Raw genomic sequence first — 11,788 nt, 5'->3', positions numbered from 1 at the left:
GCACGGCGTAGGCGGTGCGACACAGGGTCGTGACCGTCAGAACAACTTGCCCGGGTTGAGGATCCCGTGCGGGTCGAAGGCGTGCCTGACCTTGCGCTGCATCTCGATCCCCAGGTCGGTGATCTCCCGTGCCAGCCATTCCTTCTTGAGGATGCCGACGCCGTGCTCGCCGGTGATGGTGCCCCCCAGCTCCAGACCGAGGGACATGATCGCCGCGAATGCGTCCTGGGCACGGCGGCTCTCATCGGGATCGCTCGCATCGAAGACGACGACGGGGTGGGTGTTGCCGTCGCCGGCGTGCGCACTGACCCCGACCACCAGCCGGTTCTCGTCGGCGATGGCGGCCACTCCGGTGATGAGGTCCGCGAGCCGGGACCGCGGGACCGCGACGTCGTCGACGAGCAGGGAACCCATGCTCGTCAGCCCCGCATGCGCGAGCCTACGGGCCTGCAGGAGCATCTCGGACTCCGCCGCATCGTCGGCGCGCGTCACCGCGACGGCTCCTGCCTCCGTGCACAGGAGTCCGTACGCCGCCAGGTCCGAGGCAGGGTCCTGTCCGTCGGACGCCACAAGCAGCAGGGCCGCGGTGGTTTTCGGCAACTCCATGGCAGCGACCCGATTGATCGCACTGATGGTCACCCGGTCCATGAGTTCCAGCAGCGCCGGCGTGTGTCCGCGCTCCATGATCCGGCACACGGCGTCGCACGCGGCGTCCGTCGAGCCGAACTCGGCTGCGAGGACGAGCTGCTGTGGCGGAAGCGGCCGCAGCCCCAGGGTCGCCCGCACGACGATCCCGAGCGAGCCTTCAGAGCCGACGAACAGTCTGGTGAGGTCGTAGCCAGCGACCCCCTTGGCGGTGCGGCGTCCGGTGCGCATGAGCCTGCCGTCGGCCAGGACGATGTCGAGCCCGAGCACATACTCGGCTGTGACCCCGTACTTCACGCAGCACAGGCCGCCCGCACCGGTGGCTATGTTTCCGCCAATGGTGCATTCCTCCCAGCTCGAGGGGTCGGGAGGGTAGTGCAGCCCCAGCTTGTTGACTGCCCGGGTCAGATCCGCGTTGACGACGCCCGCTTCCACGACGGCGATGCGGTCGACGGTGTCGATCTCGAGGATGCGGTCCATCTTGACCAGGGAGAGCACCATGCAGCCGTCGCTCGCGTTCGCTCCTCCTGACAGACCGGTCCGCGCCCCCTGGGTGACGATGGGCACACGCAACCCGTAGGCGGCGCGAACAGCCTCCTGGACCTGTGCCACCGTGCGCGGCAGCACTACGGCAGCCGGCAACCCCGCCTCGCAGAACTCGGCTCTGTCACGCGTGTACGTCAGCATCACGTCCGGGTCCGTCACCACCACTTCCGCCGGCAGCCTGTCGCGCAGTTGGACTAAAAGCTCGCTCATGGACGCAGCCTGCCACGCCTCGAACCTCCGGCACGGGCCAACGGACGAGCCGTCGGCCCAGGACCTGGAACAGCGTCCACTGCACACCGCCGGGTGCCTACCGCGTGACCTTGAGTCCTGGTGCGCCCCATACCGGGAACCAGCGCTGTAGGTCAGGTTCGATCTTCAGGTCGTCCTTGAGGAGGGCTTTGACTTGGAGTTCGAGGGTGTTGTCACGTTTCTCGGTGCTGCCGGGGAGGGGTGCGAAGGGGTAGAAGGTGCCGCGTTTGTAGAGGTAGACCAGGCCGAGGGCGCGGTCGGCGTCGGCTGCGTGGAAGGTGATCAGGGAGCAGAGGAGCTGCGGGCCGAAGCCGGCTTCCTCCAGGAGGGTGTTGACGGCGTGCAGGTCGGTGACGAGGGAGGTGGTCTCGTCGGCGGGGTGTCGGGCGAGGAGCCAGGTGTAGCCGTAGGTGTCCCGGCTGAACTCGACAGGTGTGCCTCGGCGGTCGGTGTCCGCGTCGAGCAGGTCCCGCACGTCCTGGCGGAGCCTGTCGAAGGCGCCGCCTTCGACGCTGGCGAAGCAGACCGATCCGGTGCCGGTCGGAGTCAGCCCGGCCCCCGCCTGAAGGGTGATCGCTGCGGACGGCACACCGAAGAGCTGGTCGAGATCCGGGCGTACGGGCCTGCTGCGGCCGAGGATGGCGTCGAGGAGTCCCACGGCGCGACCTTCCTTCGTCGTCACGGGCGACCGAGCTGTTCGGAGATCCGGCCGAGCTGGTCGAGGCGCTGCTCAAGGGTCGGGTGGGAGGAGAGCAGCCGGCCGAGGCTCTCCTTGGACGAGAACGCCGGGACGAACCAGAACGCGTTGAACGGCTCGGCCTGCCGCAGGTCCTTCGTGGGGATCTTCGCCATCTGGCCGGTCACCTTGGTGAGGGCGGAGGCGAGCGCGGACGGCCGGCCCGTGAGCAGCGCGGCGGCGCGGTCGGCGGACAGCTCCCGGTAGCGGGAGAGCACACGGGTCAGCAGGAAGCTGATCACGTAGACGACGGCGCTGACCACCGGGACGAGGACGACCGCGATGGCGGCGTTGCTGTCGCGGCTGCTGCTGCGGCCGATTCCGCTGTACAGCGCGACGCGCGTCATCACTCCCGCGAGGACACCGAGGAACGACGCGATCGTCATCACCGCGACATCGCGATGGGCGACGTGCGACAGCTCATGGGCGAGGACGCCCTCCAGTTCCTCCGGCTCCAGGCGGCGGAGCAGGCCGGTGGTGGCGCAGACGAGGGCGGTCTTCTCGTTGCGGCCGGTGGCGAAGGCGTTCGGTACGTCGCTGTCGGCGATCGCCACACGGGGCTTGGGCATGTCGGCGAGGGCGCAGACGCGGTCCACGGCGCCGTGCAGCTCGGGAGCCTGCTCGGGGGTGACCTCGCGGGCCCCCATGCTGGCGGCCGCGATCCGGTCGCTGAACCAGAACTGCGCCACGAACAGCGCGCCCGCGATCAGCAGGATGATGGGCCAGGAGCCCTGGAGAAGGACCAGCAGGACGCCGACGAAGACGACGTAGAGCAGCCCGATGAGGAACATGGTCGTCACCATGCGGGTGGCGAGTCCCCGATCCGGGGCGTAGCGCGACTGCAACCGGGCCCTGGGCATCTGGCATCACGCTTCCGTGCGAAAGAGCGCTGCACCTTCCTTGCTGCCAGTGTGCTCCTCCCCTGCGGCGAACGGGACGCCGAGCCGAGTACGCGGGGGGCATGCGGATCGCTATCCGGATCGGTGGCTGGATCGCCGTGCGGAGGGTCATCCGGATCGCCATCCCCGCATGACCGTCTGCATCGCCGTCCGCGTTGTTCTCGCGGGGGCGAGGTGCGGCGTGTCGGCGGTCCTGGTAGGGCATCGTGGCAGCGGTGGGGGACGGGGTGTCGCCTTCGGAGGGACGGGGAGGTGCGGCGTATGCGTGGGGTGGGCCGTGACGGGGTGCGGGGTCGTGCGGGTGGGGTGGGCGTGTGAACGGGCGGTCGGGGGGCGTGGTGCTGCCCGCCGTGCTGCGGGCGTGGGCAGGGGTGGTCGCGGGCCTGGCCGCCTTGGCGGTCGTCGGGCTCGGGTGGGCGTTCGCCGGTGACCGTGAGCCCGCGGCGCTGGACGCGCGGGTCGGGGCGGCGGCCGAGGGGGTGGGGCCGGCGTGGCGGCAGGTCGCGCTGGTCATGGACTTCCTGGGGGAGCCCGGGGGAGCGGTCGTGCTGGTCGGGGGCGCCGTGACGGGCTTTCTGCTGGCGCGGCGGCCTCGCGCGGCGGTGCTGGTCGTGCTCGGCGTGGGGGCGGCCGTGGGGGCGACGAAGGTGCTCAAGCCCGTGGTGGGGCGGACCATTCACGAGGGGAGCCTGTCCTACCCGAGCGGGCATACGGCGTTCCTCACCGCGTTCGCCCTTGTGCTGGCGCTGCTCGCGACCGGCCGGCTCGGCCTCGGGAGGGCGGCCGGTATGTCACTCGTGACGGTCGCGGCGCTGGTGGCCGGCGGCGCGATGGGCTGGGCGCAGGTGGTTCTGAGCGCGCACTATGTGACCGATGCGCTCGGCGGCTGGTGCACCGCGCTGGCGGTGGTACCGGCGACCGCGTGGCTGGCCGACCGGATGGCCGACCGGAAGCCGGACCGGAAGCCGGACCGGAAGCCCGGCCGGAAGCCCGGCCGGTCGTCCGCCCGGCCGGCCGAAGCCGGTCGGGGGGCGCGTCGCTGACGTCACGTCATGCCAGGCGGCGGAAGACGGGTTTGACCGGTCGGCCGACGAGCCAGGGAGTGGGGTCGGCGGCGTCGAGGGCTTTGCGGTAGACGGCGCAGGCTTCGGCGACCACGTCGACGGTGTGGTCGATGTCGGCGTCGTCGAGGGCGCTGCTGACGACGAAGGACGGGGCGAGGACGCCGCCGGCCAGGAGGCGCCGGAGGAAGAGGGTCCGGTAGTGCTGTGAGGGCCGGTGGTTCTCGTCGAGGGTGGCGAAGACGAGGTTGCTGGCCCGGCCGTGGACGCGGATGTGGTCGCCGACGCCCATGGCGGCGGCGGCGTCGCGGACGCCGGCGGCCAGGCGCTCGCCGAGGGCGTGGAGGCGAGCGGTGATGCCCTCCTCGGTGTAGGTGGTGAGCACGGCCATGGCGGCGGCGAGGGAGTGGGTTTCGGCGCCGTGGGTGGTGGACAGCAGGAACACCCGGTCGTCGGAGTGACGCAGCCCGCCCCGCTCCATGAGGTCGCGGCGCCCGGCGAGCGCGGAGACGGCGAAACCGTTGCCCAGCGCCTTGCCGAAGGTGGAGAGGTCGGGGACGACGCCGTAGAGGCCCTGGGCGCCGGCCTCGGACCAGCGGAGGCCGGTGATCATCTCGTCGAAGACCAGGACGACGCCGTGCCGGTCGGCGAGTTCGCGCATCCCGGCGAGATAGCCGGGCGGCGGCTCGGTGTGGGTGGCGGGTTCGAGGATCAGGCAGGCGACCTCGTCCCGGTACCGGGTGAGCAGTTCCTCGGTGGCGGCCAGGTCGCCGTAGGGGAACGTGACGGTGAGCCCGTCGGTCGCCGTCGGGATGCCGGCGGACATCGGCGTGGTGCCGATGAACCAGTCGTCGACGGAGAAGAACGGGTGGTCGGCGCAGAGGGCCACCCGTGTCCGCCCGGTGACGGCGCGGGCGAGGCGCACCGCGGCGGTGGTGGCGTCGGAGCCGTTCTTGGCGAACTTCACCATCTCGGCGGTCGGTACCGTGGCGAGGAAGCGTTCCGCGGCCTCCACCTCGACGATGGACGGCCGGACGAAGTTGCTGCCGCGGTCGAGTTCCCGCCGTACTGCCTCGATCACACGGGGGTGGGCGTGGCCGAGGCTGACCGACCGCAGGCCGGAGCCGTACTCGATGTAGCGGTTGCCGTCGACGTCCCACACGTGGGCACCGCGGCCGTGGCTGATGACCGGGGCCAGGTTCTCGGGGTACTGGTCGTCGCCCTTGGCGTAGGTGTGGGCGCCGCCGGGGATCAGGGCGTGCAGCCGCTCGTTCGCCGCCCGCGACCGGGGCAGGACCAGCTCTTCGGTGTTCTCGGTGTCCACGCGGACCTCAGTTCTCTCTGTGCTTCAGGGCCTCGGCGAGGCTCGGCGCCTCCCGGTCCCGCGGGGACATCGACGTGACCGGCAGGGGCCAGGGAATGGCGAGTTCCGGGTCGTCGAAGGCGATGGTGACGTCCTCGGCCGGGTCGTGCGGGCGGTCGATCCGGTACGAGACGTCGGCGGTGCCGGTCAGCGCCTGGAATCCGTGCGCGCACCCCGCCGGGATGTACAGGGTCGTCTGCGTCTCGTCGGACAGCTCGAAGAAGGCCCGGTTGCGGTAGGTCGGCGAGTCCGTCCGCAGGTCCACGACGACGTCGAAGATCCTCCCGTACGAGCACCGCACCAGCTTGGCCTCGCCGGCGCCGGAGCGCAGGTGAAGGCCGCGCAGCACGCCGCCGACCGAGCGGGACAGGCTGTCCTGGACGAAGGCGTCCGGGTCGAGGCCCACCGAGCGGACCACGTCGGCGTCGAAGGTGCGGCTGAAGAAGCCGCGCTCGTCGGCGTACGGGGTCGGCTCGAACAGGTACGCGCCGGCGATCGCCGGGACTTCGGTCGCTTTCATGGAGTCTCCCGCGAGGTGTGGGCGTGGGCGTGGTCGGTCGTCGGGAACAAGGCCGCCGTCAGGGCGGTGAACTGGTGCCGGAGGCGCTCGGCGGCGGCCAGGTTCCGCTCGGCGAGGGTCCGCCGCAGCTCCGCCGAGCTCTTCTCCAGCGCCCGGAACTGTTCGAGCAGCCGGTCGGCGTCGACCTCGCGCGCCGGGTGGCAGTACGCGTCCAGCCCCATCCCGGCCATGAGCGCGTCGCTCTTCGCCGCGTAGCTGAGCGCGAGCGTCGGTGTGCCGGACTTCAGCGCGCAGACCAGGTTGTGGTACCGGGTCGCCACCACCGTGTCGGCCGCCGCCGTCTCCCGCATCAGGTCGGCCAGCGAGACCGTCTCGGCGGCGGTGACCAGCGGCGAGTCCACGGCGTCGAGGATCGCGGCGGCCACCGGCGCGTCGCACGCGTCACCGGTGAGCAGCCTGACCTCTCTGCCGTCCTCGACGAGCGCCCGGACGAAGCGGGTCGTCCCCGCGAGGTAGCGCCGGTGGATCTCCTCGGCCCGGGCCCGGTCGTCGTTGCCGCCGTGGAAGTCCATGACGCCGACGCAGACGCGGCCCGACGGGCCCGCGGGCGCGCTCGCCGGCGGCGCCGGCAGGGCGAACGCGAGGTCCGGGTAGACCTCGTCGCGCGCGGTGTCCACGCCCATCGCTCGCATCGCGTCCCGGGACAGCGCGTCCCGGTACGACCGGTAGGCGGCCAGCCGCGCCGACCGGCGCACCAGGGCGCGGGTCGCCCGGTCGCCGATCGGGGCGGCTCCGACGCCGACCAGCGCGACCCGGGTGCCGAACAGCCGGCCGGTCGCGCAGAGCAGGAACAGCGAGTACGGGAAGCCCCACGGCCGCAGCGGCAGCGTGGCCTCCAGGACGCCCATGCCCGGCACGATCACCACGTCGTGCCGGCGCACCCAGGCGGCCGTGCGGACGACGTCGACGAGCTTGCCGAGGCCCTTCGCCGCGACCGCGCCCGCACGCGACGCGGTCCGGTACTCCCCGCGGTACCAGTGCAGCCGCGTCGCGGGGATCCCGTACCGGGCCGCGACGACCTCGGGTCCGCCGCACAGCGCGTCCACGACGGCCTCCGGGTGCTCGTCCCCGAGGTACCCGAGCACGGCCTCCAGCGACCCGTCGTTGCCGAGGTTGCCGGAGCCGAGCAGGCCGAACACCCCGACGCGCGCCGGGGCGCCGTTCGCGGGCGTCATGTCCGCCTCCCCTCGCGGCCGGCGACGACGGCGTCGAGGGAGAAGGCGAGCCGGTCCGGGTCCACCGGGGCGCGGTCCTCGACCCGCTCGCCGGCGCCGGGCCGGGCCCGGCTGGTCATCCACTCGCCCAGGTGGCGGTAGCACGCGCGCCGGTCGGCCGGGGAGAGCGGCGCCCGTCGGATCGCGGCGACGAAGCCCCAGACGTACTCGGCGAGCAGCCGGGGCGTCGGGTGCAGCGGGCCTGCCCGGCGCGGGTCCAGGTTGACGCACCGGGAGCGCTTGGAGGGGTTCGCCCGCTCGGCGCGGGTGGGGTGGTCGCGGCGGAAGTACAGCAGCTCCGGCACCTGGTGGAAGGGCCCGTTCAGGCCGATCTCGGTGACGAAGGTGCGGTCCGCGTGGTGGTAGCTGTCGTGCGGCTTCACCCGGCGCAGCACATCGGCCCGCATCACCCCGTAGAAGTCGTCGCCGCCGGGCTCGAACAGCATGCTGCGGAAGCGCTCCGGCGCGTGCGGGGAGCCGGTGGCGAGCCCGTACTCGTACGGGACCTTCACCCGGCCGTCGCCGTCGATGACCGCCTGGTCGGCGTGCGCGAGGATCACCTCCGGCCGCTCGTCCAGCGCCTCCACGCAGCGCCGCAGCAGATCCCGGGCGTACAGGTCGTCGTGCGAGGCCCACTTGAACAGCTCGCCGCGGCATTCGGTGAACACGTAGTTGTGGTTCGGCGCGGCGCCGATGTTCCGGGGCAGCCGGATGTACCGGATGCGGGAGTCCCGCGCGGCGTACCGGCGGCTGATGTCCTGGGTCCCGTCGGTCGAGGCGTTGTCGGAGATGACCAGCTCGAAGTCCTCGTAGGTCTGGCCGAGCAGGGCGTCGAGCGACTCGGCCAGGTACTCCTCGCCGTTGTAGACGGGCAGGCCGATGCTCAGCCGGGGTCGGGCGGTCATGACGTCCTCACTTCGGGGATGGGTTCCTGGTGGTGCTCGCGCAGGGCGGAGCGCAGCTGCAGCCACCACACGGCCGAGCTGCCGACGGTCGCGGCGGCGACGCCCCAGGCGGAGCCGGCCGTGCCGGCCGCGACCGCCCCGCCGAGCCCGCCGCAGACATAGAGGGCGGAGGCGAACAGCTGGCAGCGCAGGCTGCGCCGGGCCGCGCCGAGCGCGCGCAGCCCGGCCGCCGCGCCGGTGCCGAGGCCGGCGCCCGCGACGCCGAGTGTGACCGGCAGGACGAGCTGCGAGGCGGCGCTCCAGACACCGCCGAGCACGAGTTCGCCGAGCCGGTCCGGGACGAGGAGCAGCGCCCCGCCCCAGAGGAGCGCGGCGGCGGCCTGCCCGCCGCCCAGCAGAAGGCAGAACGCGCCGAGGCGGTGCGGGGCCTGCCGGAGCACCCGTGCCGCCTCCGCGACGGTGACCAGCGACAGCCCCATCAGGACGGCGAGGAACGGGCCGAGGAGCAGCTCCGCTCCCCGGACCACGCCGACCGCGCCGACCCCGACGATGGCGCCGAGCCCGTACGCCCGCAGTTGGCTCGCGCCGCTGTTGGTGACGTTCTCGAGCAGATACCGGGAGCCGAGGTCGCGGTGCTCGCGAAGCCACTCGCGGGCACCGGCCGGCCGGGGCCGGAGGCCGGCCTGGAGGCAGCCGTACACCGCGGCCACCGCGGCGGACGCGCCCCAGGCCAGCACGAAGGCGGCCACGCTGCCCACGTGGGCCGCCACCACCATGGCGGGGATGAGCGAGACGGCCCACACCATGTCGTTGACGAACGCCTTCCGCCCCGCGCCGGCGGCGAAGAACGCGAACCGCCACGCGTCCTGCAGCAGCAGTCCCGGCAGGACGACGCCGAGGCAGGCGAACGCGGGCCCCACGCGACCGCCGAGAGCGAGGCCGACCACCAGGGACACCGCGCCGAGGGCGGTGCCGACGCCGAGCGCGGTTCCCGACGACCGGGCCACCGCCGCGCGCCAGGACGTGGCGGTCACGCCGCTGAAGCGCACGACGAGCGGATCGGTGGCCAGTCCGCGGGAGACGTTGAGCACGACGCCGTAGGTCACCCAGGCCAGGCTGAACACGCCGAAGGCGGTCAGTCCCAGCGAGCGCGCCACGTAGATGCCCACCGCGAAGTTGGACATGCTGGAGGCCGCCTGGTCGGCCAGGCCCCAGGACAGCCGGCCCGCGATGGCCCGCTTGGCGGTCCGCCGGTCCGCCGGTGCCGTCGTCTCCCCCCTGGTGGTCATGGGCGTCATGCCTTGATCAGCCCGGCGTCGTGCAGGGCGTCGGCCGCGGCGGCGACGGTGTCGAACGGCAGCCCGGACCGTTCGGCGATGTCCAGCAGCCCGTGCTCGCCGTCGGAGAGGTTGAGCACCCAGAGCATGGCCATCTGGGCCTGCTTGGTGTCGCTGCGGCCGCCGAGCGCGTCGTACAACCCGCGGCGTCCCAGCTGGGGTTCGCCGTAGGGGCTGAGGTTGAGGTACCGCCGGTCGCGGTCGAGGACGGCGAACGCCTCGCCGCAGACGGCGAGCGTGTCCGCCATCGCCTCCGGAGAGACGAAGTCCAGGTTGTCCGCCGAGGTGTGGTACTCGGGGTAGCCGGCGTACGGGGTCCGGGTGAGCGAGCCCACGCCGAGGTCGAACCCGGGCGAGCAGAACTGCCGCTCGTCGTAGCCGTACGGAGTGAACTCCCTGACCTGGTGAGGGCGTTCGGACGCGGCCAGCACGTGCCGCATCACCCGGTCGATGCCGGCGTCGCCGCGCCTGCTCTGCTTGTACGTCAGCGAGCCCGAGTCGCCCGCGCAGGCCAGTACCAGCCCGTGCTTGACCCGTTCCACCCGCTCCGCGTTGCGGGCCAGCCAGGTGATCGCCCCGATGGTGCCGGGCGCGAACAGGAACCGGTAGGTGTACCAGGGCTTCCGCTCGGCCAGCTCACGGGCCAGGAACGTCGCCACGGCGACGCCGGCCATGTTGTCGTTGGCCAGCGACGGGTGGCAGACGTGGCAGGAGACGATCACCTCGTCGGCGACCTGCCCGGGGACCACGTGCTCGGCGTAGGTGAGGTGGCCGTCGGCGAGCGTCGAGTCGACGCGCACCTCGTACTCGCCGTCCGGCATCGCGTCCAGGGTCTCCTGGGCGAGGCAGAACCCCCACTCCGGCTTGTAGTAGCTGGTGCGGTACGGCACCCAGGACGGGTGGTCCGGCAGGGTGTGCAGGTGTCCGCGCAGCTCGGACAGCGGCATGGTCGCCGCCACCGGCACGCTGTAGCCGAGCACGTGGAGGCTGGACGCGGCGAAGTCGACGACCCGCTCGCCGGCGGCGTCGGCGATGTACGCGTCCCGGATGTTCCACTCCTGCGGCACCGTCCAGTCGAGCACCTGGGTGCCCGTCGGCACCTCGTGCACCTGGAGCGGGAGGTACTCGCCGACGATGTCCAGCGTGGCGCGCACGCCGTCGCCGGTGATGCTCCGGCACAGCGGGTACAACCGCTCCACCAGTGCGTACATCTCCTCGCCCGTCGTCATCGGCGCCACCGCAGGGTGTCGTCGACGGTGCCGGCGTCGGACGCCGCGCGCAGCACGGCGAGCCGGGTGAAGCGCCGCTCGAAGTCCTCCCGGGTCAGCCCGTGTTCCCGGTAGGCGTCGGCGAGTTCGAGCGCGCCCCGCTTCACCGTCCACTCGCAGTCGAAGCCCGGGATCGCCTCGCGGAACCGGGCGAAGTCCACCCGGTAGGACCGCGGGTCGGCGCCGTTCTCGCCGGTGATCCGCACCTTCGCGCCGGCCACCGCCTCGGCGACCTGCTCGGCGATCTCGGCGACCGTGACGTTGTTGGTCTCGCTGCCGATGTTGAACGCCCGGTCGTGCACCGCCTCGCGCGGCGCGGTCAGCGCGGCCTCGAAGGCCCGCGCGATGTCGGCGGCGTGCACCAGCGGGCGCCAGGGGGTGCCGTCGGAGAGCACCAGGACCTCGCCGGACAGCAGGGCGTGGCCCACCAGGTTGTTCAGCACGATGTCGGCGCGCAGCCGGGGCGAGTAGCCGAAGGCGGTGGCGTTGCGCATGTACACCGGGGTGAAGTCGCCGTCGGCGAGCGCGTGCAGGTCGTCCTCCACCCGCACCTTGGACTCCGCGTACGGCGTCACCGGCCGCAGCGGGGCGTCCTCGGCGACCAGCTCGTCGCCGCCGGCGGCGCCGTAGACCGAGCACGTCGACGCGTACAGGAAGCGCCGCACCCCGGCCTCGCGGGCCAGCTTGGCCAGCCGCACGGACGCGTGGTGGTTGATGTCGTACGTGAGCTCCGGCGCCAGCGATCCCAGCGGGTCGTTGGAGAGCGCCGCCAGGTGGATCACGGCGTCCACGCCGGCCACGTGCTCGGCGGTGACGTCCCGCAGGTCCACCCGGTGCCCCGACGGGTCCGCGGGCTTCGGGCCGAGGACGCAGTCGGCGAACAGGCCGGCGTCGAGGCCGACGACCTCGTGCCCGGCGGCGGCGAGGACCGGGGCCATCACGGTGCCCAGGTAGCCCTGGTGCCCGGTCAGCAGTACGCGCAAGG

The 11,788-nt window shown here is 72.7% G+C and carries 11 protein-coding genes; 1 reads left to right on the top strand and 10 read right to left on the bottom strand.

From position 1 onward, the window contains the following. Nucleotides 1–36 precede the first annotated feature (36 nt). The 3 genes from ACFVZH_RS30870 to htpX all read right to left on the bottom strand — a co-directional run bounded on the left by ACFVZH_RS30870 (nucleotide 37) and on the right by htpX (nucleotide 3,036). Nucleotides 37–1,401: an FAD-binding oxidoreductase gene (locus ACFVZH_RS30870; RefSeq protein ID WP_384902436.1), complete on the bottom strand. Its 1,365-nt coding sequence runs from the start codon at nucleotides 1,399–1,401 to the stop codon at nucleotides 37–39. Nucleotides 1,402–1,498: 97 nt separating this feature from the next. Continuing rightward, nucleotides 1,499–2,098 (bottom strand): hypothetical protein, encoded by a 600-nt coding sequence (locus tag ACFVZH_RS30865; RefSeq protein WP_384902434.1) that lies wholly within the window; start codon nucleotides 2,096–2,098, stop codon nucleotides 1,499–1,501. Between the two features lie 20 nt (nucleotides 2,099–2,118). After that, nucleotides 2,119–3,036, bottom strand: coding sequence for a zinc metalloprotease HtpX (gene htpX / locus ACFVZH_RS30860; RefSeq protein WP_384902432.1), 918 nt, complete (start codon nucleotides 3,034–3,036; stop codon nucleotides 2,119–2,121). 353 nt (nucleotides 3,037–3,389) lie between these two features. Here htpX and ACFVZH_RS30855 point away from each other — a divergent pair, with 353 nt between their 5' ends. Next, nucleotides 3,390–4,118 (top strand): phosphatase PAP2 family protein, encoded by a 729-nt coding sequence (locus ACFVZH_RS30855; RefSeq protein ID WP_384902430.1) that lies wholly within the window; start codon nucleotides 3,390–3,392, stop codon nucleotides 4,116–4,118. Between the two features lie 7 nt (nucleotides 4,119–4,125). Here ACFVZH_RS30855 and ACFVZH_RS30850 read toward each other — a convergent pair whose 3' ends face one another. The 7 genes from ACFVZH_RS30850 to ACFVZH_RS30820 are packed head-to-tail and all read right to left on the bottom strand — an operon-like array spanning nucleotide 4,126 to nucleotide 11,786. Beyond that, nucleotides 4,126–5,460, bottom strand: coding sequence for a glutamate-1-semialdehyde 2,1-aminomutase (locus ACFVZH_RS30850; RefSeq protein WP_384902429.1), 1,335 nt, complete (start codon nucleotides 5,458–5,460; stop codon nucleotides 4,126–4,128). A 7-nt stretch (nucleotides 5,461–5,467) separates the two neighbouring features. Then, nucleotides 5,468–6,019, bottom strand: a complete 552-nt coding sequence (rfbC, locus tag ACFVZH_RS30845; protein WP_384902428.1) for a dTDP-4-dehydrorhamnose 3,5-epimerase — start codon at nucleotides 6,017–6,019, stop codon at nucleotides 5,468–5,470. After that, nucleotides 6,016–7,254 (bottom strand): polysaccharide pyruvyl transferase family protein, encoded by a 1,239-nt coding sequence (locus tag ACFVZH_RS30840; RefSeq protein ID WP_384902426.1) that lies wholly within the window; start codon nucleotides 7,252–7,254, stop codon nucleotides 6,016–6,018. Before ACFVZH_RS30840 ends, rfbC begins: the two co-directional genes overlap by 4 nt. Further along, entirely contained in the window at nucleotides 7,251–8,198 is a 948-nt protein-coding gene (locus ACFVZH_RS30835; RefSeq protein ID WP_384902425.1) for a glycosyltransferase family 2 protein, read from the bottom strand. Before ACFVZH_RS30835 ends, ACFVZH_RS30840 begins: the two co-directional genes overlap by 4 nt. Continuing rightward, nucleotides 8,195–9,487 carry a hypothetical protein gene (locus ACFVZH_RS30830; protein ID WP_384902423.1) on the bottom strand — a complete coding sequence of 431 codons (1,293 nt, stop codon included), beginning with the start codon at nucleotides 9,485–9,487 and terminating at the stop codon, nucleotides 8,195–8,197. The genes ACFVZH_RS30835 and ACFVZH_RS30830 overlap by 4 nt, the downstream gene beginning before the upstream one ends. Before the next feature lie 5 nt (nucleotides 9,488–9,492). Continuing rightward, nucleotides 9,493–10,773 carry a DUF4910 domain-containing protein gene (locus ACFVZH_RS30825; RefSeq protein ID WP_384902422.1) on the bottom strand — a complete coding sequence of 427 codons (1,281 nt, stop codon included), beginning with the start codon at nucleotides 10,771–10,773 and terminating at the stop codon, nucleotides 9,493–9,495. Further along, a complete protein-coding gene (locus ACFVZH_RS30820) occupies nucleotides 10,761–11,786 on the bottom strand; it encodes an NAD-dependent epimerase/dehydratase family protein (protein ID WP_384902420.1) in 1,026 nt (341 codons plus the stop codon). Before ACFVZH_RS30820 ends, ACFVZH_RS30825 begins: the two co-directional genes overlap by 13 nt. Between the last annotated feature and the right edge of the window lie 2 nt (nucleotides 11,787–11,788).

The organism is Streptomyces sp. NPDC059534, assembly GCF_042743475.1.
Lineage (GTDB): Bacteria > Actinomycetota > Actinomycetes > Streptomycetales > Streptomycetaceae > Streptomyces.
Note: the sequence above shows the minus strand (reverse complement) of the source record. Positions and strands in the feature narration are given on the sequence as shown.

Coding starts and splice junctions, on each gene's coding strand:
- ACFVZH_RS30830 (WP_384902423.1), bottom strand. CDS start 9,487: ATGACCACCAGGGGGGAGACGACGGCACCGGCGGACCGGCGGACCGCC.
- ACFVZH_RS30870 (WP_384902436.1), bottom strand. CDS start 1,401: ATGAGCGAGCTTTTAGTCCAACTGCGCGACAGGCTGCCGGCGGAAGTG.
- ACFVZH_RS30840 (WP_384902426.1), bottom strand. CDS start 7,254: ATGACGCCCGCGAACGGCGCCCCGGCGCGCGTCGGGGTGTTCGGCCTG.
- ACFVZH_RS30835 (WP_384902425.1), bottom strand. CDS start 8,198: ATGACCGCCCGACCCCGGCTGAGCATCGGCCTGCCCGTCTACAACGGC.
- htpX (WP_384902432.1), bottom strand. CDS start 3,036: ATGCCCAGGGCCCGGTTGCAGTCGCGCTACGCCCCGGATCGGGGACTC.
- rfbC (WP_384902428.1), bottom strand. CDS start 6,019: ATGAAAGCGACCGAAGTCCCGGCGATCGCCGGCGCGTACCTGTTCGAG.